Raw genomic sequence first — 25018 nt, 5'->3', positions numbered from 1 at the left:
TCAGACTCCGGCCGGTCCCGCCGTGCCGGCGAGGGCGTCCAGGTCGCTCTTGCGGACCCGGATCACCACGGAGGCGGTGATCAGGGCCAGCACGGCCATCGCGACGGCCGGGACGAAGGCGGTCGAGATGCCGTGGGCGAGCACGTCGTGGCCCCAGGGCGCGGGCAGTTGATGCGTCTTGGCGAACTCCGCCTTCTGCTCCGGCGAGGAGCCGGTCAGGAACTTCGGCACCTGCTTCTTCGCCTCGTCCCGGCTCGCGGAGCCGAAGACCGTGGTCAGGATGGAGAGACCGAGCGAACCACCCACCTGCTGCGTGACGTTGAGAAGCCCGGACGCCGCGCCGGCCTCGCGCTGGTCGACACCGGAGACCGCGGTGACGGTCAGGGTCACGAAATTCAGGCCCATACCGAAGGCGAAGAGCAGCATCGGGCCGAGGATGCCGCCGACATAGGTGCTGTCGGGGCTCATGAAGGTCATCCAGCCGAGCCCGATCGCGACGAGGGCGGAACCGGACATCATGAAGGGCTTGGGCCCCAGCACCGGAAGGAACCGCTGCGAGAGAGCCGCGCCGATGCCTATCGCCGCCGTCACCGGGAGGAAGGCCAGGCCCGCCTGGATCGGGGTGTAACCCAGCACGTTCTGCACGAACAGGACGATGAAGAAGAACATCCCGAACATCGCCGCGGCCAGACTGAGCATGATCACGTACGTGCCCGAGCGGTTGCGGTTGGCGAACATCTTCAGCGGGGTGATCGGCTCCTTCGCCCGGGTCTCGGTGAAGGCGAAGGCCAGCAGCAGGAGAAGTGCCGCGGCGAACGACCCGATGGTGAGGCTGTCCCGCCAGCCCTCCGCCGCGGAGCGGATGAAGCCGTACACGAGGGTGGCCATACCGGCCGTCGAGGTCAGCGCGCCCGCGATGTCGAACCGTCCGGGATGGCGCTCGGACTCGTTGATGTACATCGGCGCGAGCACGGCTATCAGCACACCGATGGGCACGTTGACGAAGAGCACCCAGCGCCAGTCGAGCCACTCGGTGAGCATGCCGCCCGCGAGGAGCCCGATCGCGCCACCGCCCGCGGATACCCCGGCGAACACGGCGAAGGCCCTGTTCCGTTCCGGGCCTTCGGGGAAGGTCGTGGTGATGAGCGCGAGCGCGGTGGGCGACGCGATCGCGCCACCCACGCCCTGAAGGGCGCGCGCCGCCAGCAACTGCCAGGGCTCCTGGGCCAGTCCGCCGAGCAGCGAGGCGAGCGTGAAGAGCAGGATGCCGGTCATGAAGACCCGGCGACGACCGAGGATGTCACCCGCCCTGCCACCGAGAAGCAGCAGGCCACCGAAGGTGAGGGTGTACGCGCTGACCACCCAGGTCAGGTCGGTCGTGCTGAACTTGAGCGCGTCTTGAATATGCGGGAGGGCGATGTTCACAATCGTCGCATCGAGTACCACCATGAGTTGGCAGGCCGCGATGACGGCGAGCGCGAGGCCGGGATGTCCTTCCCGACGGGCCGCTCCTGGCTTCGAATCCGGAATCAACTGAGAGGTTGTCACCATGGGTCCCCCACAAGTGCGTTAGTGAACGCTCGCGTTCACTGCCGCGTCAACGGTAGTGAGTCCCCGACAGTGAACGCAAGCGTTCACTGAACTCGCTGCCGCGTGGACGTCACTCTGCAGCCCGCAGCGCTGCCGAGCTCACCGACCGCACCTGACCGGGGCGGCCCTCCCCCCAGGGGGTTCCTTCCCCGGCCCCACCCCAGCCCTGGCCTCGGACCCCACCCCAGTCCCCCCGCCTCCTCGCACAACGGAGACACTCAGATGGTTACTTCGCGTTGGACGGCCGCCCCCGCTCAGGCGGCCTCCCTGCGCCGACGCGGTGCTGTGCTCGAACGCGCGATCCTCGAGGCGGCACTGGAGCAGCTCAGTACGGTCGGCTGGAGCGGCCTCACCATGGAGGGTGTCGCCGCGCGGGCCCAGACCGGAAAGGCCGCGGTCTACCGCCGCTGGCCCTCCAAGGAGGATCTTGTCGCGGACGCGCTGAAGGCGGGACTGCCGAGCCTGGCCGAGGCTCCCGACCTGGGGAGTGTCCGGGAGGACCTGCTGGAGCTGTGCCGGCTGGTGCGGGCGGCGATGTACTCGCAGCCCGGATTCGCCCTGCGTTCGGTACTTCACGAATGCGATGTGGCCCAGGCCGAGCGCTTCCACGGCGTGATTCTCGGCGGGGTCATCGAGCCGACCACGCACCTGCTGCAGGACATCGTCCACCGCGGTATCGAGCGGGGAGAGGTGCGTCCGGACGCCGCGAACGCCTACGTCTTCGATGCCATTCCGGCGATGATGATGTACCGCTCCAAGGTGTGCGCGAGCGAATGGGGTGAGCGGGATCTGGAGGAGATGATCGACCAGCTGATGGTTCCGCTGCTGCGGCGCGACGGTGCCTGAACCGGGTCCGGTGCGGGCCCCGGTCGCCGGGGGAAACCCTGGTGTCGCGAGAGGCTCCGGGCGGCGTAGGCTGAGGGCGCCATGCCGTACGAACCACCCACCCACACTGTCGAGCGCTCCCTCCGCGCCACGACCGGAGCGAAGATCATCGCCGGTGTCGACGAGGTGGGCCGCGGTGCATGGGCCGGCCCGGTCACCGTCTGTGCCGCGGTCACGGGTCTGCGCCGTCCCCCCGAAGGTCTCACCGACTCCAAGCTCCTCACCGTCAAGCGGCGAACCGTCCTGGCTGTGGAGCTCCAGAAGTGGGTGACGTCGTACGCCCTGGGGCATGCCTCTCCGGAGGAGATCGACGAGCGGGGGATGACGGCGGCCCTGCGCCTCGCGGCAGTGCGGGCCCTGGAGGCCTTGCCCGTCCGGCCCGACGCGGTCATCCTCGATGGGAAGCACGACTATCTCGGGTCGCCGTGGCGGGTCCGCACGGTGATCAAGGGTGACCAGTCCTGCGTGGCCGTCGCGGCGGCCTCGGTGATCGCGAAGGTTCAGCGCGACAAAATGATGGCCGAACTGGGCGTCGACCATGCAGACTTCGGTTTTGCGGCCAACGCCGGGTATCCGTCCCCCGTGCACAAGGCCGCACTGGCGGAGCGGGGCCCCACCCCGTACCACCGGCTGACATGGGCGTATCTTGATGCGCTGCCCCAGTGGCGGCATCTCAAGAAGGTCCGCAGCTGGGCAGACGGAAACGGTCCGGAGATCGAGGGTCAGCTCGGCTTCGATTTCTGACGGTTCTGCTCGCACCCATGTGCCACCCGCCGACGCGAGTCGCACCGGCGTTTGATAAAAATCAGCTCATGCCTCTCATTCCCGAGGAGCCTCAGATTCACGAGAGTGCCCAGGGTCCCCGCGCGACTCCGGCCAATGGCCGTACCGCGCCGACCCCTCGTCCCGTACCCGGTCCCCGTCCCGCGGCCCCGCCGCGTCCCGGACGTCCGGGACCCGTCCGGCCGATGCCGGCCCAACGCACCCCGCGCGAGCCGGTCGTGGCCACGCCCGGGTCGTCCGTCCCGGTGGCCGCACCCGCTGCCGCCACCCCGCAGATCCAGCTGATCCCGGCCTCGGCCGAGGGTGCGCTGGACGCCGCCGAAGAAGCGGTCGATCTGCTGTTGGAGTCGGGCCGTGCCCCCGGTGAGGTGCTGGTGATCACCACCGGCCAACCGCACCCGTGGGCCGCGCACGAGCTCTCCTTCGGCGAAACCGCCTACTGGGCGCAGCACGACGCGGGCGACGACGTCTTCTACGCCGATGCCTCCGTCGTGGGCCGGGCCACGTCCCGTCCCGTCGTCGTGGTCGCCGTCAACGGCGGGTCCGACGCTGTCGCCACCGCCCTGCCGCTGGCCCTCGGCCGGGCCGGCACCCTGCTGATCGTCTGCGGCGACCCGCAGCAGATCAACTCGGTTCTGGGCGCCGGAGTCTGAACGGATCCCGGACGCCGTCCGAGGCCGTCCGGGATTCGCTCGGAGACGTCGCACCGTGGTGACGTCGGCGTGCCGACATCCGCGAGGTGATCGTTTCGGCGTGCCCGCGGATCGCCTGTCAGCGCCGCGGTTGCGCCTCGATTGCGGTGACGGCTTCTCGGACACCTTCCCGTCGTGGTTTCTCAGGGCGCTTCCGACTGTGGTCCCGAGGGCGTGTCCTGTCGCCCGACGTTCCCGATCGGGGCGCCCGAGCTGTGGGTGCGCGGGTGCGGGTGCGGGTGCGGATGCGGCGCCCGGTGTCAGGCGCCGGGTGTCAGGCGCCGGTGCGGCTGCGGGTTCGGGTGTCGGGTTCGTTGTCGAGCACGGTGTCGCGTACGGAGCGCTCGCCGGCGCACGCCGTTGTCGTGCCGTCCCGGGGCGGGCGCAGGTCCGTGGGGCGCCTCGCGGACGAGGCGCCCCGTGTGTGCCGGCGCCGACCCGTGTTGTCGGCGGGCGGGACGGCGGGTGCCGGGTGGCGGGCCGACCGAAGCGAGCCGGCGTGCGGTTCGCCCGCAGTGGGCCGCTCACGGGGGCGGCCTGTCCGTCGTGGCCGGCGGTTGGCGGCCCGTCCGACATCCGGTGCGCCGTTCGACATCCGCTGCGGCTGATCGACAACGCCGCGGTCGGTGAACGGTGTCGGTGGGCCCGAACGGTGTCGGTGGGCCCGTCCGCTCCCAGACGGCGATCTGCATGTCCCGGGCCGCTCCGAGTCGGCCGAATCATGTGCCGCCGAGGCGGTCGCGCCGGCGCGGGAGGGCCTGCCTGCCTCCAGGTGTCCTCGCCACGCGGTGACTTCCCGTCGAACGCGCTCCCGCCTCGTGACCGCCCACTCAGGGGACTGCCGGTCAGGCAGCCGGTTCCGGGTGACCGACAGCGCGCCGGTGTCCGGAGGTGCGCGGATGTCCGGAGGTGCGCGGTCGTCCGGCGGTGCCCGGGCGTCCGGGCGTGCGTGGATGTCCGGCGGTGAGCGTCCGGGCGTGCGTGGACGTCCTGCGGTGCCCGGGCGTCCGGGCGCGCCCTAGACGTCTGAGATCAGCGGGCGGCCGCCCGACGCAGCACCTCCGACGCGACGCCTCCGGTGCGCGGCAGCGGCGGTGGTGCCTCGGCCAAGGCGAAGGGCTCCGGCGGTGAGTCCGCGTTCGGACGACGTCCGCCCCGGCCCTCGCCGAGGACCTGCCAGCCGTCGTGCGTCAGCGTGATGTACGCCCCGCAGCGCAGCCCGTGCAGGGTGCACGCGTCACGCAGCCCCCACATCCACGCCCCGTCCTCCTGTGTCCAACGCGCGTCGCCCTCACGGCAGTAGAGCAGGACCGCCGTGCGCACCGGGGTGCGCCGCCGCAGGTCGTGCGGGATGACCCGGCGCAACTGTGCGAGCAGGGCGTTGCGGAACATCCAGCCGTCGGCCGGAGTCGGCCGCCGGACGAACGAGGCACTCGCCCTCAGCCGCTCCTCCGCGTCGAGGACAGCCACGATCGCCGTCGCCGGTCTGGGCCGGTGCCGAGCGTGCAGACCACTGACGACCTCACGGGGACTGCGCAGCAGCGGAATGCCCGCGGCTGCCCATTCGGCGGGTTCGAGCATGCGGGCCAGTGGGTTGGCGGAAGCGGCGGACAGGTCGGCAGACGTCGACATGGATGCCGCCGAGGACGGAGCGAATCCGAAGGTCACGGTCCTCCCTTCGGCTACGCGCCCACACTGCGGGCGGGGTCGGACTTGGGGGAGCGCACGTCGCGGCAGAGCCCTACCGGACCACGGGCGAGCCGTGCGGGGAGCGGACTTCAATTCTTCCTGTCGAACTTGGTTGCGGCAACGAGCAATTGGGGCCACCGACCGGATTCTTGCTATACGCCGTTTATATCCTTGCCCCCAGTTCTTGATGACGACACATGGTTCACGCCTGTACGGCCAGGACCAGCGGCAACACTCCCTGCGCCCCGGACCGGCGGAGCAGCCGCGCGGCGACCGCGAGGGTCCATCCGGTCTCCGTCGCGTCGTCCACGAGCAGGACCGGGCCGGCCCCGGCTCGGAGCGCCTCGGCCAGTGAGGGAGGCACGGTCAGTGACCCGTCGAGAGCCTTGAGACGCTGGGCGCTGTTGCTCCGCGAGAGGTGCGAGGCCTCGCCGACGTACTCCACGGACCCCAGCAGCGGCAGCCTGCCGATCTCCGCGATCCGTGCGCCCAGTGACTGGATCAGTTGCGGACGCGTGCGCGAGGCCATGGTGACGACGCCCACGGGTCGCGGCTGCGCGTCGGGCCGTCCCGATGCCCAGCCGCCGGGCCCCTTCGCCCAGTCGGCCAGCACACCGACCACGGCCTTCGCCACATCGTCCGGCACAGGTCCGTCGGGTGCCTGGCGAGCGAGCAGGGGACGCAGCCGGTTGCCCCAGCCGATGTCCGAGAGCCGTCCCAGGGCACGCCCCGATGCGGCCTGTTCGCCCACCGGGATACGGCCCTTCAGGTCGACGCCGACCGCGGGCAGGCCCGTCGGCCACATCTTGCGGGGCTCGACGTCGACACCCGCGCGGCTCAGCTCGCCGTTGGCGGCGTCGAGTGCCGACGAGGACACGGAAGCCTCGAACCGGGCTCCCGCACAGGTGTCGCAGCGCCCGCACGGAGCGGCTCGCTCGTCGTCCAGCTGTCGCCGCAGGAACTCCATCCGGCAGCCGGTCGTCGAGACGTAGTCGCGCATCGCCTGCTGCTCGGTGGCCCGCTGCTTGGCCACCCACGCGTAGCGCTCGCTGTCGTACGTCCAGGGAACGCCCGTGGAGATCCAGCCGCCCTGGACACGTCGCACCGCTCCGTCCACGTCCAGCACCTTGAGCATCGTCTCCAGACGGGACCGGCGCAGCTCCACCAGGGGTTCGAGGGCGGGCAGCGAGAGTGGCCTGTCGGCGCGGGCCAGGACGTCCAGGGTGCGGCGGACCTGCTCCTCCGGAGGGAAGGCGATCGACGCGAAGTACTGCCAGATCGCCTGGTCCTCCTTGCCCGGCAGCAGGAGCACTTCGGCGTGTTTCACGCCGCGGCCCGCGCGTCCCACCTGCTGGTAGTACGCGATGGGAGAGGAGGGGGAGCCCAGGTGCACCACGAATCCGAGGTCGGGTTTGTCGAAGCCCATGCCCAGCGCCGACGTGGCGACCAGGGCCTTGACCCGGTTGGCGAGCAGGTCCTCCTCGGCCTGCTGGCGGTCCGCGTTCTCCGTCTTCCCGGTGTACGACGCCACCGTGTGCCCGGCCTGCCGGAGGAAAGCGGTGACCTCCTCGGCCGCGGCGACGGTGAGCGTGTAGATGATGCCGGAACCCGGCAGGTCGCCGAGGTGCTCGGCGAGCCAGGCCATCCGATGGGCCGCGTCCGGCAACTGCAGCACGCCGAGACTCAGGCTCTCCCGGTCCAGCGGTCCGCGAAGGACCAGCGCGTCCGTGCTCGCACCGGTCCCCAGCTGCTCGGCCACATCCGCGGTCACGCGCGCGTTGGCCGTCGCCGTGGTCGCCAGGACGGGAACGCCGGGCGGGAGATCGGCGAGCATCGTGCGCAGCCTGCGGTAGTCCGGCCGGAAGTCGTGCCCCCAGTCGGAGATGCAGTGGGCCTCGTCGACCACGAGCAGGCCGGTCGCCGCCGCAAGCTTGGGCAGCACCTGATCGCGGAAGTCCGGATTGTTGAGCCGCTCGGGGCTCACCAGGAGCACGTCGACCTCGCTCGCGGCCACCTCGGCCTGGATGGTCTCCCACTCCTCCGTGTTCGACGAGTTGATGCTTCGCGCGTGGATGCCGGCGCGGGCCGCCGCCTCCACCTGGTTGCGCATCAGGGCGAGGAGCGGGGAGACGATGACGGTGGGCCCGGCACCCCGCTCGCGCAGCAGCGCGGTCGCGACGAAGTACACCGCGGACTTGCCCCAGCCGGTGCGCTGCACGACCAGCGCTCTGCGCTTGTCGGCCACCAGGGCCTCGATGGCGCGCCACTGGTCCTCGCGCAGCCGGGCCTCGCCCGCCGGGGCGCCGACGAGGCGGGCGAGTACGGCATCGGCCGCGATGCGCAGGTCTTCGCCGGGCGTGGGTCGCGGGTCTTCGTTGGTCATGGCCCCATGCAACCCGATGAGTCGGACATCGCGCGAATGAGGCCGCCGCGTTGTGGACAACTTGTGTCGTGGTCATGGCCATGGTTATCCACAGGTCGAAGCGGGATTTCGGGATCCGCGGGATGGTCACGGCATGACGAATCACAGCGAAGCGGCCGGTTCGTCCGGCGACAGTGACATCAGCGGGCGTGGTGGGCACGGGGGAGACGGCGAGCACGGCGGACGCGGGGACGGCGGTGCCCGCGGCGGACACGGTGACGGCGGTGCGCGCGGCGGGCATGACGAGTGCGGCGCCCGCGGCACGCGCAGCGGACGGTGGAAGAAGCGGTCCGGGCACGACGGACGCGACCTGCCCGTCGGGCACCAGGTCACCCTGCGGACACCGGCCGAGCTGGCGGACGCCCTGCCGTACCTGCTCGGGTACCGGCCGGAGGACAGCATCGTGCTCGCCGCCCTGCACGACGGAGAGAGGCGGGGCCGCTTCGGCGGGCGGGCGCGGCTCGGCATCCCGGCCCAGGCGGACGACTGGCCGTCCGTGGCCGAGCAGCTGGCGCACGGACTGGTGAAGGGGAGCGAGCGCAGAGGTGCCCGGCCGGGGAGCGTGGTCGCGTATCTCTGCCAGGAGCCCGGGAGCGGTGAGTCGGGCCGGGACGTCATGGAGCGTCTGCGCCCGCTCGCCCAGTTGCTGCGGACGGCCTGCGGCCGCCTCGACGTCCCGGTGATCGAGGCCCTCTGCATCTCCGACGGCCGCTTCTGGTCGTACTGCTGCCCGGGTCAGGGATGCTGTTCGCCCGAGGGGGAGGCCATGGGGCTGCCCGGCACCTCCGTCCTCGCCGCCGCGGCGACCTACGCGGGCCTTCAGGTGCGCGGATCCCTCCGGGAGCTCACGGCTCGCCTGGTCCCCTGGGAGCGCGGGGCCGCCGTGGTTCAGGAGACGGCGCTCGACGCGGCGAACAGGACCCTGATCCCCCGGATCCTCGACGACGAGAGCCGCGCGGCCCTGTCCGAGGAGACTCTCGAACAGGCTCGACGGCTCCTGAAGCGGTTCGCGGACGCCCCGGCCGTCTCCGGTATCCGCCCGGCCGACCGCCGCGACGACGGACTCCTGACAGCCGAGGAGGCCGCCACCCTGATCCTCGGCCTTCAGGACCGTACGACCCGTGACCGCGCCGCCGAGTGGATGGAGGGCGACGAGGCCGGACCTGCCCTGCGCCTCTGGCGAGCGCTGGCCCGCCGCTGCGTCGGCTCCTACGGCGAGCACGCCGCGGCCCCTCTCACCCTCGCCGGATGGGTCGCCTGGTCGAGCGGTGACGAACTGGAGGCCCGGGAGGCCCTGGCCATGGCACTGGGCGCCGACCCCGACTACCTCTTCGCGCGCCTTCTGCATCAGGCCTGCAACGAGGGACTGGACCCCGAGTCGATCCGCCGGTGCCTACGAGCGGAGCGCACCGGCCGGCCGGGGGCGGAAGCGGAACGGCCGTCGGGAGCCGACCACGCCGTACCACTCGAGGCCGCGGAGCCGGCACCGGACTCAGGAGCATCGGCTCCCGCCGGATCGTCCGACGCGACGGCACAGCCCTCCGGGGCCGCTGCCCGTCGTCGGCGCAGGGCGCGACCGGCGGGGCACGGGGGAACGCGAGCGAGCCGCCGCTCTCCCGGGGCGCGCGGCCTGCCCGCCGTCCGGCCCGCCGAGGACACCTCGCCCACCGGGGCGGGACCGGCGCGGGCGTTCGGGCGGACGAGTGATCGGGTGCGGGCTCGCCGTGACGGTCGTCAGGGTGCGGGGGAGGAGGCATGAGCAGTCGCTGCCGCCGGATCCCTGAAGGCGACGCGCCCGCTCCCGCGTCCGCCCGGCGCATCCCCGGCGTGTTCCGTCAACCCGTCAGCCTCCCCTTCACGGATGGCGGCCCGCCGCGCCGCCATTCGGTCGGCTTCCGGCATCGAGGGCGTGACTCGGAGCAGGGCCGTTCCGTTCACCTGTGTGGCGGTACCCGCGGCCGGGCCGCGCCGCCGAACGCCCCCGACCCTCCGGATCCCCCGACCCGGCGCCGAGCGCGCCCGCAGCGCACCGAGCGCGGAGGAAGCCGCATGCCCATGCCCAACCCGCCCGCCGAACCCGACGTCGACCTCCCGCCGTCACGCGGCCTCGCGCGACACCTCGACCGCCCAGGCGGTTCGGCACCCCCGTTCGCAGGAGCGGAGAGCGCATCGAACCCCTTCGCGGCAACGGCGGGTGCTGCCACGACCCGACCGGCACCGGTTCCCTTTCCGCGCCGGACCACGGACCTGCCTCCCGTACACACCGCGCTCATCTGCGTCGCCCTGCCAGGACTGGCGATCTCCACGGAGCAGGGACAGCTGACCGGCCGCGGGCTGGACGGTTTCTACCGCGCGGGCCGGCGGATGCTGTCCCGCTGCCAGGTAAAGGTGTCAGGGCGCGAACCCCTCCCCGTACAGGCCCGGAGGATCGGCGCCGACCGGGCCCGCTTCGTGGGGACGGTGCGCGCGTCCACCGACTCGGGGCCCGATCCGGACGTGATCGTGGAACGGACGAGGTGCGCGGAAGGCACGGAGCGGATCGTCCTGCACAGCGCTGCCGCCCGCACGCTGCGCCTCTCGCTGGAGGTCGCCCTCGGCACGGACCTCGCGGAACTCGCTTCGGTCGCCTCGGGCCGAGCCGGACCCGAACTGCCCGCCACCGTCAACGACTCGGGCCTCCGGTGGACCTGCGCCACGGGAGACTCGGCCGTCACCGCCGACCCGCCACCCGCCGACGCCCTGGCCTCCGCGGGACTGCTCCGCTGGGAGCTCGAACTGCCGCCCGGCGGCACGCGAACCGTCGAGCTGCGGGTACGGCCCGACGGCGCCTCGCCCCACAGAGCCGTGGGGCGAGGCGCGACGACCCCGCTGGCCCAGGCACGGGCCGTGGGCGACGACCCCCGGATCCAGTCGCTCCTGCACACCAGCGTGGAGGATCTCCGAGCCCTGCTGCTGCGTGACCCCGCGCATCCGGCGGACGCGCACCTCGCGGCGGGCGCGCCGTGGCGCTGCGGCCTGGCACCGGCCGACGCGCTCGCCGCCGCCCGGATGACGCTGCCGCTCGGCACCCGCCTTGCCGCGGGCACCCTGCGGACCCTCGCCCGTACCCAGATCGCCGGCCAGGGAGCGCGATCCGGCCTGATCCCCGGGCCGCACCGGGACGCGGGTCCATATCTGCCGCCGGGATGCACGGCGATCGAAGCGACCCTGCTGTTCCCCGCCCTCCTCGCGGAGGGTCGGCGCTGGGGACTGGCGGAGCGGGCGACCGAGGAACTGCTGCCCGCCGCCGAGCGGTGCCTCGCCTGGTTGCGGACCACCGTGGGCGACGGCATCTACCTGCCCGACCCGCAACCCGGCGGCCCGTTCCGCTGCGAGACGCAGGCCCACGCCCACCGCGCGGCCGTGCTGGGTGCCGAACTGCTCGACGAGACCGGCCGACCCGGCGGCGATGGACTGCGGCAGTGGGCGCAGGAGCTGCGGGCGGCGTTCCACGAGGACTTCTGGGTCGAGGACGGAGGCGACGGAAGACCCGCGGCAGCCCGCGCCCCGGACGGGCGCCTGGTGCCGCAGCTCGGCGCGGGCACCGTCCACCTCCTGGACACGGGACTGCTCGGTTCCGGAGCCCTGGCCCCCGGCCTGCTGGACAAGACGCGGACCGAGCAGCTCGCGCGGTCGCTCGCAGGCCCCGCCATGGACTCGGGCTGGGGGCTGCGCAGCCTCGGCGCCACGGAGGCGGCGTACAACCCCTTCGGGCACCGCAGCGGCGCCGTGCGGGTCCACGAGACCGCTGTCGCCGTCGCGGGGCTGTTCGCCGCCGGCCACGAGAAAGAGGCGAGCGCGCTGCTGCGGGGGCTCCTGGCGGCCGCCGAGACATTCGGACACCGGCTGCCCGAGATGTACGCGGGCGAGCAGCGCATCCAGGGCGGCGCCCCGGTTCCGCATCCGACGGCCTGCCGCCCCGCGGCCACCGCCGCGGCCGCCGTGGTGCTGCTCGTCACCGCCCTCGCGGGCATTCGCCCCGATGCCCCGGCGGGGACGGTGACGCTGCGTCCGGTCGGCGGCGCACCGCTCGGTGAGATCGGGCTGACGGGACTGCGGATCGCGGGCGCACCCTTCTCCGTGCGCGTCAGCAGGCTCGGCCTCACCATGGTCGAGGAGGCCGCCGACGGGCTGCAGTTGGGAATGTGACGTCACGGCGGATCCTTCGGACCGTGGGGGGCGGCCGTCTCCGGAACCTGTCGCGAACGGAAGTGGATCACGGTCGGACGTGGTCGGCGAAGGGCGTGTTTATCGTCAAGGAGACGACTATGATCGCGGCATGCCCTACGACCCGTCTGCCTTTCCGCCCTTTGCCGTGACCGTGGACCTGGTCGTGCTGACCGTGCGTCGCCACGCCCTGTGCGCGCTGGCGGTACGCAGGGGCGAGCAGCCGTTCCAGGGCCGGTGGGCACTGCCGGGCGGGTTCGTACGGGCCGACGAGAATCTGGCGCAGGCGGCCGCGCGCGAACTGGCCGAGGAGACCGGGCTGCGCGCCCACGACCCGTCCGTGCGGGCAGAGGACAACGGCGCACACCTCGAGCAGCTGGCGACGTACGGCGACCCCGAACGCGACCCGCGGATGAGGGTCGTCAGCGTGGCCCATCTCGCGCTCGCCCCGGACCTGCCCGCGCCCAGGGCCGGAGGGGACGCCAAGAGCGCGCGCTGGGCGCCGGTGGAGGAGCTGCTCCAACAGGGCGGCTACGGTCGCGACGGCGAGCAGGCGGCGCCACTCGCCTTCGACCACGCGACGATCCTCGCGGACGGCGTGGAACGCGCCCGGTCCAAGATCGAGTACTCGTCGTTGGCCACCGCCTTCTGCCCGACCGAATTCACCGTCGGCGAGCTGCGCCGTGTCTACGAGGCGGTGTGGGGCGTCGCGCTCGATCCGCGCAACTTCCACCGCAAGGTGACGGGTACGCCGGGTTTCCTCGTGCCCACGGGAGGCACGACCACGCGTCAGGGAGGCCGCCCCGCCCAGCTGTTCCGCGCGGGCGGCGCCACCCTGCTCAATCCGCCGATGCTGCGCCCCGAGGTCTGACCATCGGGCCGACTCGGGGGCGGACCGTCACGCGACACAAGGAAGGCCCGGCAGAGACCGGCCGTCCGGTGCCCGAAAAAACGTAAATGTCGCGCTATCTTGCTGTGAGTGATCCAGGCCATCGGATTGACCAGCAACCCCCGCGGGGAGCTTCGGCCCGCCGTCGACGACGTGTCCTTCGAGGCGCGCGCGGGCCACGTCACAGCCCTCCTCGGAGCTTCGGGTGCGGGCAAGACCACGACGCTGAAGCTCATGCTCGAACTCCGGCAGGGCCGAGGAATCACCTATTTCAGAGGCCGGCCGCTGCATCGGATCGCCCATCCGTCGCGCGAGGTCGGCGTACTTCTCGGTGACGTACCCGGCCATCCCGCGCGCACGGTCCACGGCCAGCTCCGCATGCTGTGTGCCGCGGCCGGTGTGCCGGTGCGGCGCGCCGACGAGGTCCTCGATGTGGTCGGTCTCCTCGGCCTGTGCGACGAACGCCTGGGCACCCTCTCGCGCGGCCTGGACCGCCGACTGGGCCTCGCCTGCGCGCTGCTGGCCGACCCGCACACCCTGGTCCTCGACGACCCCGCCGCGGGGCTCTCCGCCCGTGAAGGCCGCTGGATGCACGGGATCCTGCGCGCGCACGCGAGCCAGGGCGGCACCGTCCTGTTCAGCACGGGCGACGCCAAGGAAGCGGCTTGGGCGGCCGACCGGGTCGTCACGCTGCGGGAGGGCCGCCTCGCCGCCGACCAGGAAGTCGTGGACTTCGCCCGCACCCGGTTGCGTCCCCGGGTGGCCGTCCGCAGCCCGCACGCCGTCCGCCTCGCCACCCTGCTCGCCAAGGAGGCCCGGACCGACCAGCGTTCCGTCGAGGTCGTGCGCGAGGACGGCAACCGGCTCTCGGTGTACGGCAGCACCTGCGCGGACGTCGGCGAGACCGCCTACCGGCACGGCATCCTCGTCCACCAAATCGCCGACGAGACCGGCGACATGGGAATTCCCCCCGCCCCGTCCGCCGGTGGCGACGCTCTCGGAAGTGACGATTCTTCTCGGGCCGAGACGCCGGCCGCGGAGGGGCGGCCGGTGCTCCCGCCCCCCATCGCCGTACGCCAGGCACCGAGTCCCCTGCGTCCGCTGCGCTACGAACTGCGCCGCGCCGCCGGTGTCAGCACCGGCTACCTCACCTCCGCCGCCGTGCTGCTCGTCTCCGTCCTCCTGTCCGTGTTCCTCGCCAGGATCGGCCACACCCCCGGCCCGCGACTGCTGGCCGCCTGGCCGCGCGAAAGCCCTTTGCCGCCTGCCGCGCTCGGCGCCGGACTGCTCGGCGCGATCGCCTTCGGCGAGGAATTCCGGCATCCCGCCCTGGCCGCGGACCGCGGAACCGTCCCCCGCCGGCTGGGGCTGCTGGCGGCCAAACTCCTCGTCTCCTCGGGCACCGCGCTCATGCTGGCCTTTCTCACCGTGGGCTGCGACCTCGAAATCCTCTATCTCGTGTACGGGCGGGAACTCACCGCAATTCCCGGCGATTGGCTTTCCCTGGGCGCGAGTTGGATCGGCCTCGTGGTGGGCTGCGCCTGGGCCGGGGTCCTGGCGGCGGGTCTCTTCCGGTCCACCACCGCAGGGCTCGCCGCCGTTCTCGCCGTGCCGGTCCTCGTCGTCCCACTCGTACAAAAGGCCTTGTCGGGCCCATCCGTGCGGACGGCGGCCGGGTTCCCGGAGCGGCTGCGCGAGCTCACGCTGGTGCAGTGGCCGTTCGGGGGAGCGCGCTATCTGGCGGCTCTGGTGCGGCTGGTCGCCCAACCCGTCGGCGGCGCGCTGACGTTGTCGCTGACCGCACTGCTCTGCGCATTTCTGCTCACGACCCTGCGGAGCCGGGTTCGATGACGACCGTCCGCGCCCTTCCGTTTCCCCCGTGCGCACAACTCCTTGGAGAACGCTCATTTCTTTCCGATAAGGCGTCAATTGCGACGGGGTGAGCGATCACCCTTTCGTGTGCTTTTCACCAAAGACCTCAAGGGAGTTGGAGACAGCGCCGACAAATGATCCGTGAGTACCCTTGCGCACACCATGATGACCGCCGCCCGTTCCACAGACTCCGGCCTGGCCGGCCCGGGCGAACTCGACCGCTACCCCTATAGCGACTCCCCTGGTACCGAACGCCTCGGCGTCCCCGCGTGGGAGAACGCCGACCAGGAGCTCGGCCGCGTCGGCCGACGCGCCGCGGGCAACCGCGGACGCGGACTGCACGGCCAACTCGTTCAACAGCTGGGCCAGATGATCGTCTCCGGCGACCTCGGCGCGGACCGTCCGCTCGTCCCCGAGGAGATCGGACAGAGGTTCGAAGTCTCGCGCACCGTCGTCCGTGAATCGCTCCGCGTCCTGGAGGCGAAGGGCCTGGTCAGCGCCCGGCCCAACGTCGGTACGCGGGTGCGCCCCGTCAGTGACTGGAACCTTCTCGACCCGGACATCATCGAATGGCGTGCCTTCGGTCCGCAGCGCGACGATCAGCGACGCGAGCTGAGCGAACTGCGCTGGACGATCGAACCGCTCGCCGCCCGCCTCGCCGCCGGGCACGGCCGGGAGGAGGTGCAGCAGCGTCTCGGCGACATGGTCGAGATCATGGGCCACGCCTTGGCGCAGGGTGACTCGCTCACCTTCTCGCGTGCCGACTCGGAGTTCCATTCACTGCTCATCCAGGTCGCGGGCAACCGCATGCTGGAACACCTTTCCGGGATCGTGTCGGCCGCGCTCCAGGTCTCCGGCGGTCCCGTCACCGGCTGTGAGCGGCCGACCGAGGCCTCCCTGGTGCACCACGGCCGCATCGTCGACGCGCTGGCCGCGGCCGACGGCACGGCGGCCGAGACCGCCATGCGTCAGCTGCTCACCGTCCACCCCGAGGTGGAGCGCGTGGTGCCCGCGCCGCGCGAGCACTGACCGCGCTCCGAGGGCGGCGCGGTCGGGGGCGTGTGTCCCCGTGTGGCATCGCCCGGCCGGTGAACCATCTCTCGCCGGACCCCTTCGGATCCTTCCCGGATCCGGCGGGGTCCGGTGATGCGATGAGGTGATGCACCTGTCGGTTTGAGGTGATGAGTCCATCAGCTGACCTTCTCTGACCGTATCTGGCTGCTTTTGGGCTCTTACGGGGTGTGACTCGGGCCACGCAGATTGGGCGTAACGCTCTTCGGAACTGCGCGATGACCTAAGAGGTGACTGCCGAGGAAGGAATACGGACGCCGTTCACGGCGCTGTGAATCTTCCCGGCCCCCGCCCGCGCCGTCGACCCATCCCCAAGTCGGCGGTCGTCGGTCCCTGTCCGCACCCGGACGGGGCCGGAAGCCGTTTTCCAACGTTCCGAGAGGTTGTTCGTGTCGGCCAGCACATCCCGTACGCTCCCGCCGGAGATCGCCGAGTCCGTCTCTGTCATGGCGCTCATCGAGCGGGGAAAGGCTGAGGGGCAGATCGCCGGCGATGACGTGCGTCGGGCCTTCGAAGCTGACCAGATTCCGGCCACTCAGTGGAAGAACGTACTGCGCAGCCTCAACCAGATCCTCGAGGAAGAGGGTGTGACGCTGATGGTCAGTGCCGCGGAGCCCAAGCGCACCCGAAAGAGCGTCGCAGCGAAGAGTCCGGCCAAGCGCACCGCCACCAAGACGGTCGCGGCGAAGACGGTGACCACGAAGAAGGCCACCGCCAGCGCAGCCCCGGCCGCCCCTGCCGCCCACGATCCGGCCGAGGACGTGTCCGACGGCCGGGTCGCCGCCAAGAAGACGGTCGCCAAGAAGGCCGTCGCCAAGAAGACGGTCGCCAAGAAGACGGCGGCCAAGAAGACCACCGCCAAGAAGGACGACGCCGAGCTGGTCGACGACGAGGCGGTCGAGGAGACCCCGGGCAAGCCCGGTGCCGAGGAGCCCGCCGAGGACGGCGCCCAGGGCTTCGTCCTGTCCGACGAGGACGAGGACGACGCGCCCGCGCAGCAGGTCGCCGCCGCCGGTGCCACCGCGGACCCGGTCAAGGACTACCTGAAGCAGATCGGCAAGGTCCCCCTGCTCAACGCCGAGCAGGAGGTGGAGCTCGCCAAGCGCATCGAGGCGGGCCTCTTCGCCGAGGACAAGCTGGCGAACGCCGACAAGCTCGCGCCGAAGCTCAAGCGCGAGCTGGAGATCATCGCCGAGGACGGCCGTCGGGCGAAGAACCACCTCCTGGAGGCCAACCTCCGTCTGGTGGTCTCCCTGGCCAAGCGCTACACCGGCCGCGGCATGCTCTTCCTGGACCTCATCCAGGAGGGCAACCTCGGTCTGATCCGCGCGGTGGAGAAGTTCGACTACACCAAGGGCTACAAGTTCTCCACGTACGCCACCTGGTGGATCCGTCAGGCGATCACCCGCGCCATGGCCGACCAGGCCCGCACCATCCGTATCCCGGTGCACATGGTCGAGGTCATCAACAAGCTCGCGCGCGTGCAGCGCCAGATGCTCCAGGACCTGGGCCGTGAGCCCACCCCGGAGGAGCTGGCCAAGGAACTCGACATGACCCCGGAGAAGGTCATCGAGGTCCAGAAGTACGGCCGCGAGCCCATCTCGCTGCACACCCCCCTGGGTGAGGACGGCGACAGCGAGTTCGGTGACCTCATCGAGGACTCCGAGGCCGTCGTCCCCGCCGACGCGGTCAGCTTCACGCTCCTGCAGGAGCAGCTGCACTCCGTTCTCGACACCCTTTCCGAGCGCGAGGCGGGCGTCGTCTCGATGCGTTTCGGTCTCACCGACGGTCAGCCGAAGACCCTCGACGAGATCGGCAAGGTGTACGGCGTCACGCGCGAGCGGATCCGTCAGATCGAGTCCAAGACGATGTCGAAGCTGCGCCACCCGTCGCGCTCGCAGGTGCTGCGCGACTACCTCGACTAGGTCTCGGCCGTACGTCACCGAGGGCCCGACTCCCGCTGGGGAGCCGGGCCCTCGGTGTGTGTGCGGAGTGCGCGTCGCGACGCGCTGGATGACTCTGGGTGTTCCAGGACCATCCCAGAGTGAGGAGCGCGCATGCGTCGCCCCCTTGTCGCCTCGCTGGCCCTTGCGGCCGCCGCGGCCGTGATACCGCTGGCGTCCCCCGCCCCGGCCGCGACCGGTGGCGTCGTCATCGGAGGCCAACCCGTCGATATCGCCCAGAGCCCGTGGACCGTGGCGCTGTCCAGCCGTGACCGGTTCGGGGGTACGCGGGCCGGACAGTTCTGCGGCGGTGTGGCGATCGGCCCGTCGCTCGTCCTGACCGCGGCCCACTGCTTGGGGCCGCTCGTGCTCGGAGGGCCACCACAGAAGGTCCGCGACCTGAAGGTCATCGCGGGCCGGGGGGACCTGCTTTCCAGCAAGGGCGAGGAGATCCCGGTCAGCAAGACCTGGGTCAATCCGGCCTACGACGCCGAGGCGAACGCCGGGGACTTCGCGCTGCTCACGCTCGCCTCCCCGCTGCCCCAGAGCTCGGTCATCCGGATGGCTGCCGCCGGGGACGCCGCCTACGCGCCCGGCACGGGAGCCGCGGTCTACGGCTGGGGCGACACGTCGGGTGGCGGTGACTACGCGCTCACCCTGCGGTCCGTGGGTGTGAACGTGCTGTCCGACGCCGTCTGCCAGCGAGCGTATCCGGGAAACGCGGACGGCACCTACAGGGCCGCCTCCATGCTGTGCGCCGGTGAGATCGAGGGCGGGCGGGATGCCTGCCAGGGCGACAGCGGTGGCCCGCTCGTCGCTCGGGGCCGGCTGATCGGCCTCGTGTCGTGGGGCAGCGGCTGCGGTCAGCCGGGGAGCCCCGGGGTCTACACGCGGGTCTCCGAAGTCGTCAGGGCGCTCGACTCGCGCCGCTGAGGGTCGCGCGGGCCAAACGCACCTGCCGGGCCTGCGGGCCGCCCCAGGCTGCCGTGGAGGCCGTGGAGGCCGTGGAGGCCGTGGAGGTGGTGGAGGTGGTGGAGGTGGTGCGGGGCCCGCACACGGATGGGCTTGTTTCCGCAAGCTGTGCGCCCCGGACTGGCGCGCCGGGTGTCTCCGAAGGGGGCGCGGGCAGGGGTGCCGGCCCTGGAAGCAGTGCCCGCGCTTGGTGCCCGAAGTCGCTGAAGCGGCACGAACCGGAGCGTCTCAGCGCATCCGACGGAGCGGTACGCATACGGGCGGCCACCCCCAGTAGCGGGGGTGGCCGCCCGTACACCCGGCCTATGCCGGAGCTGGCTCGTCGTTGATGCGAAGTGTCAGCGCTCTTCGTCCTCAGACGTTGCCGGGACCGACGTCAGTCGCTCCGTCTCGTCCTGTATCTCAGCGGCGATCTTCTTGAGTTCCGGCTCGAACTTACGCCCGTGATGGGCGCAGAAGAGCAGCTCACCGCCGCTGAGGAGGACGACGCGCAGATATGCCTGGGCGCCGCAACGGTCGCAGCGGTCAGCGGCCGTCAGCGGGCTCGCGGGGGTCAGAACAGTAGTCACGTCGCCTCTTCTCTAGCTCGACGAGCTGTCGTACCAGGGTCAACATCCAACCAGGCCGAAAACGTTCCCGCTCGTGGCTTTTCCTCGAAAATTTCTCTCCGGGGCGGCTGTCTGCTGCCGGGTGGCGGCGAATGAGCCGTATTGCGTGTCTTCGCGTCTTACGGGTTCGCGCTGTCTGTCAGGGGTCGGTCCTCCCGGCTGGCTTGCCGGTTGTTCATGAGGACGTGCCCGGAGCCTAAATGGTTCATGCCCCGAAGGGAACGTGATATGTACTTCACTCCATCGAGGGATCGAACACCCATGCGACCCTGGACTAGTCTGAGTTCATGCGAGGGTGGCGTTACAACGGCTCTACCAGGCCTCTGTACCCTCTCAGCGGTGACCGAAGCCGGCCCCTTACCCAAAAGGGCCCCATCTGAAATTCAGCGAGGAGCGAACCGCGTGACCGCCGACACGTCCGTGCCGTCCACAGCGTTGCTGACCGGATCAGACCGGGACGGTTCCAACTACACCGCGCGGCACCTGCTCGTCCTCGAGGGGCTCGAAGCCGTCCGCAAGCGCCCCGGCATGTACATCGGGTCGACCGACAGTCGCGGTCTGATGCACTGCCTGTGGGAGATCATCGACAACTCCGTGGACGAGGCCCTGGGGGGCTACTGCGACCACATCGACGTGATCCTGCACGACGACGGCTCGGTGGACGTGCGGGACAACGGCCGTGGCATCCCGGTCGACGTGGAGCCCAAGACCGGCCTGTCCGGCGTCGAGGTCGTGATGACGAAGCTGCACGCCGGCGGCAAGTTCGGCGGCGGCTCGTACGCGGCCTCCGGCGGTCTGCACGGCGTGGGCGCCTCCGTGGTGAACGCGCTCTCCGCCCGTCTGGACGTCGAGGTGGACCGTGGCGGCAACACGCACGCGGTCAGCTTCCGGCGCGGCACCCCGGGAGCCTTCAAGGCGGACGGCCCCGAGGCGGCCTTCGACGCGACGAGCGGGCTGCGCAAGCTCAAGCGGATCCCCAAGACCCGCACCGGCACGCGCGTGCGCTACTGGGCCGATCGCCAGATCTTCCTCAAGGACGCCAAGCTCTCCCTGGACCACCTGCACCAGCGGGCCCGCCAGACCGCCTTCCTGGTCCCGGGCCTCACCATCGTCGTACGCGACGAGTACGGGCTCGGCGAGGGCGGCAGCAAGGGCGAGGAGTCCTTCCGCTTCGACGGCGGCATCAGTGAGTTCTGCGAGTACCTGGCCTCCGACAAGCCCGTCTGCGACGTTCTCCGCTTCTCGGGGCAGGGCAGCTTCAAGGAGACCGTCCCGGTCCTCGACGACCACGGACAGATGACGCCGACCGAGGTCACCCGCGAGCTCGGCGTGGACGTGGCGCTGCGCTGGGGCACCGGCTACGACACGAACCTGAAGTCGTTCGTGAACATCATCGCCACCCCCAAGGGCGGCACCCATGTCGCGGGCTTCGAGCAGGCCGTGGCCAAGACGATGAACGAGGTGCTGCGGGCCAAGAAGCTGCTGCGCGTCGCCGAGGACGACATCGTCAAGGACGACGCCCTGGAGGGCCTGACCGCCGTCGTCACGGTGCGTCTCGCCGAGCCGCAGTTCGAGGGCCAGACCAAGGAGGTCCTCGGGACCTCGGCGGCCCGCCGCATCGTGACCAACGTGGTCTCCAGGGAGCTCAAGGCCTTCCTGACCTCCACCAAGCGGGACGACGCCGCGCAGGCCCGGGTCGTGATGGAGAAGGCCGTCGCCGCCGCGCGCACGAGGATCGCCGCGCGCCAGCACAAGGACGCGCAGCGCCGGAAGACGGCCCTCGAGTCCTCGTCGCTGCCCGCCAAGCTCGCCGACTGCCGCAGTGACGATGTCGAGCGCAGCGAGCTGTTCATCGTCGAGGGCGACTCCGCGCTCGGTACGGCCAAGCTGGCGCGGAACTCGGAGTTCCAGGCGCTGCTGCCGATCCGGGGCAAGATCCTCAACGTGCAGAAGTCGTCCGTGACGGACATGCTCAAGAACGCCGAATGCGGTGCGATCATCCAGGTCATAGGGGCCGGGTCCGGGCGGACCTTCGACATCGACGCGGCGCGGTACGGGAAGATCATTCTCCTCGTCGACGCCGATGTCGACGGTGCGCACATCCGGATCCTGCTGCTCACGCTGTTCCAGCGGTACATGCGGCCGATGGTCGAGGCCGGGCGGGTGTTCGCGGCGGTGCCGCCGCTGCACCGCATCGAGCTCAGCCAGCCCAAGAAGGGGCAGGACAAGTACGTCTACACGTACTCGGACCGTGAGCTGCGGGAGACGCTGCTGGAACTGCAGCGCAAGAACGTGCGGTACAAGGACTCGATCCAGCGGTACAAGGGTCTGGGCGAGATGGACGCCGATCAGCTGGCCGAGACGACGATGGATCCCCGGTTCCGGACGCTGCGCCGGATCAACATCTCCGACCTGGACGCCTCTGAGCAGGTGTTCGATCTGCTGATGGGGAACGACGTGGCTCCGCGCAAGGAGTTCATCTCCAGGTCCGCGGCGACGCTGGACCGGTCGCGTATCGACGCGTAGGCGCTGCGCGGGCGGCAGGGGAGCGGCGCGTCCGCAAGGTGCGGTGGCGCGTCCGTGGGCGGCCTGTAGCGCGGGCGGGTATCGGTGCCGTGGGAGTCGCGCGGCCTGCGGGGGACGTCTGCGACTGCGACTGCGGTGCATGCGTGGGCCGGGGCGGGGCGGGGCCGTGCCGGTGCATCGAGCCCGTCGCCGCTGGATCAGGCGTCGGTCGGCGGGAGCCGTTGGTCGATCCGGGCGTGATCGACGGGCTGCGACGTACCGGCACGGCCCCTCGCGTGCGTCGTCGGGTGCGGGCGGCATGGCGGGGCGAGACCCATGGGGCCTGGACGGAGTGCGGAGCGTCTGGGGCTCCACCCGTGGGTGGAGGCTTGGGGCGGGGATGGGTCCACCCGGGATCCACCCGGGCTCCGATCTGCTGACCTCGCGATTTCCGTAGCGTCGAAGGCGTCGACAGCGCTCGCTGCCGATATCCGCTCTTCCTCGCCCATGGGGGTCGCGATGTCCGGGCTCGTCAACGCCTTGGTGATCTTCGCCGTTGTTGTTCTGGTCGTCGCACGCCAATTCCGTGCGCGCAGGGTCAGCACGGACAGGCGCTGGTGGATCGTGCCGGCCGTGCTGGCCGTGATCGCTCTGCGCGAGCCGGGGCTCCTCGATCCCCGTCACCGGACCGCGGCGGGCCTCCTCCTCGGGGCCGAGCTCGTCATCGGGCTGGCCATCGGAGCCGCCTGGGCGTGGACCACACGAATGTGGGTGGAGCCGGACGGCACGGTCTGGAGCAGGAGCACCAAGGCCGCCGCGGCCGTCTGGGGCGTGGGCATAGCCGTGCGGCTGGGGCTCTTCGGCATCGGTGCGCTGCTGGGGGTGCATCAGGACAGCTCAGCCCTGCTGCTCGCGCTCGCGGCCACCCTGCTGGTCCGCTCCGGAGTCCTGCTCTGGCGGTCGCAGTCCCTGCGCCCGGCGGCCACTCGGGGCGCGGCGTACGGTGGCGGCGTGCCCAAGGTCTCGTGGGAGGAGCGCGTGTGACCGAGCATTCCTGGACCCGCTGGCCCTCCCGCGAGGCGCTCTCGCGAGCGGGAGTGCCCACGGCCAAGCGCGCGCTGGCCTGGACGACGCGCCTCTTCGCCCTGGGCGTCCTCCTGTGGACGACCTTCACGAACAGCGATCTGAGCGGATGGGGCACCGCGGCCGCGGCGCTGGGGGTCGTCGCCTGTGGCGCCGGTGCCTGGGCCTTTTGGCAGACCACGCTCCAGCACCGGCTGGTGCCCTCCATGGCGCTGCTCGCGCTGCTGCTCGCCATCGCGGTGGTGGCGGCGAGCACGGGATTCAGGATTCCGGCCCTCGTGCTGTGGTGCGTGTGCGCGATCAGCGCCATGGAGAGGCTGCCCCTGGTGGCGGCACTGCCGCTCACCACGGTGGCGCTGAGCGCCTATGCGGCCGTCAACAACGACGTCTGGCTGACCACCGTGGTCACCGTCGTGGGGCTCGTCCTGGCGGGATACGTACTGCGCCTCGACGCGGAGGCGCGCGGAGGTGCCCAGCGCCTCCTCGCCCAGGAGCGCGCGGCACGTGCGGCCGAGGCGCAGTCGGCGGCGCTCGCGGAGCGCGCCAGGATCGCACGGGAGATCCACGACGTCCTGGCACACAGCCTCTCGGCGCAGATGGTGCACCTCGAGGCGGCCCGGCTGCTGATCGAGCGGGGCGCCGACCGGGAGACGATCCTCGAACGCGTCGTGGCCGCACGCGGGATGGCCCGGGAAGGGCTCGCCGAGACCCGGCAGGCGCTCTCCGCGCTCCGGGGCGAGATGTCCCCGGTGGAGGAGTTCCTGGGTGAACTGGTCGCCACGTCCGACGGAGCCGACGTCACCGTCACAGGTGAACGCCAACTGCTGCCGGCCGAGGCCTCGCAGGCGGTGCGGAGAGTGGCGCAGGAGGCCCTGACGAACGTCCGCAAGCACGCGCCGGGCGCCAAGGTCCACGTGCGGCTGGAATACGGCGAGCACGAAGTGACCCTGGCCGTACGGGACTCGGGGGGAGCGCCGGGGGAGCTCGGGGCCGCCGGCGCCGGGTACGGTCTGCTGGGCATGCGGGAGCGTGCCGAACTGCTGGGCGGCTCGTTGGAGGCCGGGCCGGACGAGGAGGGATTCGTGGTCACGCTGAAGGTGCCCGTATGACGGCGGAGGAGACCGGAAGGGCGGCTCGGGTCGTGGTGGCGGACGACCAGACGGTGGTGCGCGAGGGCATCGTGATGCTGCTGGGTCTGCTGCCGGGGATCGAGGTCGTGGGTGCTGCCGGGGACGGGGAGGAGGCGGTGGCGCTGGTCGCCGAACTCGCCCCGGACGTCGTGCTGATGGACCTGCGCATGCCTCGTTGCGACGGCGTCGAGGCGACCCGGCGCATCCGCGCCGAGCACCCGGGGACACAGGTGGTCGTGCTCACCACATACGCGGACGACGAGTCGCTGTTTCCGGCGCTCAGGGCCGGGGCACGCGGATATCTCACCAAGGACGCGGGCGGTGACGAGATCGTGCGCGCCGTCGAGAGCGTGCTGTCCGGCAACGCGGGACTCTCGCCGAGCGTCCAACGGCGTCTGCTGGAACGGCTGTCGCAGCCGGAACCGCCGCCGGCCGCGCCCGTGGCGCCGCCCGACGGGCTCACCGCGCGCGAGACCGAGGTGCTGCTGCTGATCGCCGAGGGGCTCACCAACCAGGAGATCGCCCGCAAGTTGCATGTCTCCACGGCCACGGTGAAGACCCACATCAACAATCTCTTCGCCAAGACGGGGCTCAAGGACCGTGCTCAAGCGGTGCGTTATGCCTATGGGAAAGGTCTCGTCCGGCCACCGGTGAATTGAGTCACCTGATGGGGTGAAG

The 25018-nt window shown here is 71.3% G+C and carries 18 protein-coding genes; 14 read left to right on the top strand and 4 right to left on the bottom strand.

The window, feature by feature from the left end:
• Window positions 1–1548: an MFS transporter gene (locus tag OG199_RS12980; RefSeq protein WP_405834517.1), complete on the bottom strand. Its 1548-nt coding sequence runs from the start codon at window positions 1546–1548 to the stop codon at window positions 1–3.
• A gap of 264 nt (window positions 1549–1812) precedes the next feature.
• Here OG199_RS12980 and OG199_RS12975 point away from each other — a divergent pair, with 264 nt between their 5' ends.
• The 3 genes from OG199_RS12975 to OG199_RS12965 all read left to right on the top strand — a co-directional run bounded on the left by OG199_RS12975 (window position 1813) and on the right by OG199_RS12965 (window position 3911).
• Window positions 1813–2436, top strand: a complete 624-nt coding sequence (locus tag OG199_RS12975) for a TetR/AcrR family transcriptional regulator (RefSeq protein WP_405829598.1) — start codon at window positions 1813–1815, stop codon at window positions 2434–2436.
• An 81-nt stretch (window positions 2437–2517) separates the two neighbouring features.
• A complete protein-coding gene (locus OG199_RS12970) occupies window positions 2518–3219 on the top strand; it encodes a ribonuclease HII (protein ID WP_405829596.1) in 702 nt (233 codons plus the stop codon).
• Between the two features lie 68 nt (window positions 3220–3287).
• The gene (locus tag OG199_RS12965) at window positions 3288–3911 is read left to right on the top strand and encodes a hypothetical protein (protein ID WP_401801540.1); all 624 of its coding nucleotides are present in this window, start codon (window positions 3288–3290) and stop codon (window positions 3909–3911) included.
• A 1071-nt stretch (window positions 3912–4982) separates the two neighbouring features.
• On the opposite strand, the gene OG199_RS12960 is transcribed toward OG199_RS12965, so the two are convergent.
• Both OG199_RS12960 and OG199_RS12955 read right to left on the bottom strand, forming a co-directional pair.
• Entirely contained in the window at window positions 4983–5618 is a 636-nt protein-coding gene (locus OG199_RS12960) for a hypothetical protein (RefSeq protein ID WP_356803467.1), read from the bottom strand.
• Between the two features lie 223 nt (window positions 5619–5841).
• Entirely contained in the window at window positions 5842–8022 is a 2181-nt protein-coding gene (locus tag OG199_RS12955) for a RecQ family ATP-dependent DNA helicase (RefSeq protein ID WP_405829594.1), read from the bottom strand.
• 133 nt (window positions 8023–8155) lie between these two features.
• Here OG199_RS12955 and OG199_RS12950 point away from each other — a divergent pair, with 133 nt between their 5' ends.
• The 7 genes from OG199_RS12950 to OG199_RS12920 all read left to right on the top strand — a co-directional run bounded on the left by OG199_RS12950 (window position 8156) and on the right by OG199_RS12920 (window position 18975).
• A complete protein-coding gene (locus OG199_RS12950; RefSeq protein ID WP_405829593.1) occupies window positions 8156–9820 on the top strand; it encodes a DUF4192 family protein in 1665 nt (554 codons plus the stop codon).
• A gap of 290 nt (window positions 9821–10110) precedes the next feature.
• Window positions 10111–12249, top strand: a complete 2139-nt coding sequence (locus OG199_RS12945; protein ID WP_405829591.1) for a glycogen debranching N-terminal domain-containing protein — start codon at window positions 10111–10113, stop codon at window positions 12247–12249.
• A 130-nt stretch (window positions 12250–12379) separates the two neighbouring features.
• Entirely contained in the window at window positions 12380–13138 is a 759-nt protein-coding gene (locus tag OG199_RS12940) for an NUDIX hydrolase (protein ID WP_356803475.1), read from the top strand.
• Window positions 13139–13246: 108 nt separating this feature from the next.
• Window positions 13247–15007, top strand: a complete 1761-nt coding sequence (locus OG199_RS12935) for an ATP-binding cassette domain-containing protein (RefSeq protein ID WP_405829590.1) — start codon at window positions 13247–13249, stop codon at window positions 15005–15007.
• 162 nt (window positions 15008–15169) lie between these two features.
• Window positions 15170–16057: an FCD domain-containing protein gene (locus OG199_RS12930; RefSeq protein ID WP_356803479.1), complete on the top strand. Its 888-nt coding sequence runs from the start codon at window positions 15170–15172 to the stop codon at window positions 16055–16057.
• A 431-nt stretch (window positions 16058–16488) separates the two neighbouring features.
• Window positions 16489–18024, top strand: coding sequence for an RNA polymerase sigma factor (locus tag OG199_RS12925; RefSeq protein WP_356803480.1), 1536 nt, complete (start codon window positions 16489–16491; stop codon window positions 18022–18024).
• A gap of 132 nt (window positions 18025–18156) precedes the next feature.
• On the top strand, window positions 18157–18975 hold the full coding sequence (locus OG199_RS12920; protein ID WP_356803481.1) for a serine protease: 819 nt from the start codon (window positions 18157–18159) through the stop codon (window positions 18973–18975).
• Window positions 18976–19352: 377 nt separating this feature from the next.
• Here OG199_RS12920 and OG199_RS12915 read toward each other — a convergent pair whose 3' ends face one another.
• Window positions 19353–19583: a hypothetical protein gene (locus tag OG199_RS12915; protein WP_266702083.1), complete on the bottom strand. Its 231-nt coding sequence runs from the start codon at window positions 19581–19583 to the stop codon at window positions 19353–19355.
• A gap of 441 nt (window positions 19584–20024) precedes the next feature.
• On the opposite strand from OG199_RS12915, the gene OG199_RS12910 reads away from it, so the two are divergent.
• The 4 genes from OG199_RS12910 (at window position 20025) to OG199_RS12895 (ending at window position 24999) form a co-directional block, all read left to right on the top strand.
• Complete coding sequence (locus tag OG199_RS12910) at window positions 20025–22148, top strand: type IIA DNA topoisomerase subunit B (protein ID WP_401801525.1); 2124 nt, start codon at window positions 20025–20027, stop codon at window positions 22146–22148.
• A gap of 498 nt (window positions 22149–22646) precedes the next feature.
• Entirely contained in the window at window positions 22647–23171 is a 525-nt protein-coding gene (locus tag OG199_RS12905; RefSeq protein ID WP_405829587.1) for a DUF1453 domain-containing protein, read from the top strand.
• The gene (locus OG199_RS12900; RefSeq protein ID WP_356803484.1) at window positions 23168–24319 is read left to right on the top strand and encodes a histidine kinase; all 1152 of its coding nucleotides are present in this window, start codon (window positions 23168–23170) and stop codon (window positions 24317–24319) included. The genes OG199_RS12905 and OG199_RS12900 overlap by 4 nt, the downstream gene beginning before the upstream one ends.
• The gene (locus OG199_RS12895; RefSeq protein WP_266702091.1) at window positions 24316–24999 is read left to right on the top strand and encodes a response regulator transcription factor; all 684 of its coding nucleotides are present in this window, start codon (window positions 24316–24318) and stop codon (window positions 24997–24999) included. The genes OG199_RS12900 and OG199_RS12895 overlap by 4 nt, the downstream gene beginning before the upstream one ends.
• Window positions 25000–25018: the final 19 nt, after the last annotated feature.

The organism is Streptomyces sp. NBC_01176 (assembly GCF_045039825.1).
In the GTDB taxonomy this organism is placed as follows: Bacteria; Actinomycetota; Actinomycetes; order Streptomycetales; family Streptomycetaceae; genus Streptomyces.
The sequence above is the reverse complement of the archived record's forward strand: the minus strand, read 5'-3'. Positions and strand labels throughout refer to the sequence as shown.

Excerpts from the sequence above, each read along its gene's own strand:
- OG199_RS12945 (WP_405829591.1), top strand. The coding sequence starts at position 10,111 with ATGCCCATGCCCAACCCGCCCGCCGAACCCGACGTCGACCTCCCGCCG.
- OG199_RS12955 (WP_405829594.1), bottom strand. The coding sequence starts at position 8,022 with ATGACCAACGAAGACCCGCGACCCACGCCCGGCGAAGACCTGCGCATC.
- OG199_RS12895 (WP_266702091.1), top strand. The coding sequence starts at position 24,316 with ATGACGGCGGAGGAGACCGGAAGGGCGGCTCGGGTCGTGGTGGCGGAC.
- OG199_RS12975 (WP_405829598.1), top strand. The coding sequence starts at position 1,813 with ATGGTTACTTCGCGTTGGACGGCCGCCCCCGCTCAGGCGGCCTCCCTG.
- OG199_RS12905 (WP_405829587.1), top strand. The coding sequence starts at position 22,647 with ATGTCCGGGCTCGTCAACGCCTTGGTGATCTTCGCCGTTGTTGTTCTG.
- OG199_RS12950 (WP_405829593.1), top strand. The coding sequence starts at position 8,156 with ATGACGAATCACAGCGAAGCGGCCGGTTCGTCCGGCGACAGTGACATC.
- OG199_RS12965 (WP_401801540.1), top strand. The coding sequence starts at position 3,288 with ATGCCTCTCATTCCCGAGGAGCCTCAGATTCACGAGAGTGCCCAGGGT.
- OG199_RS12940 (WP_356803475.1), top strand. The coding sequence starts at position 12,380 with ATGCCCTACGACCCGTCTGCCTTTCCGCCCTTTGCCGTGACCGTGGAC.
- OG199_RS12920 (WP_356803481.1), top strand. The coding sequence starts at position 18,157 with ATGCGTCGCCCCCTTGTCGCCTCGCTGGCCCTTGCGGCCGCCGCGGCC.
- OG199_RS12970 (WP_405829596.1), top strand. The coding sequence starts at position 2,518 with ATGCCGTACGAACCACCCACCCACACTGTCGAGCGCTCCCTCCGCGCC.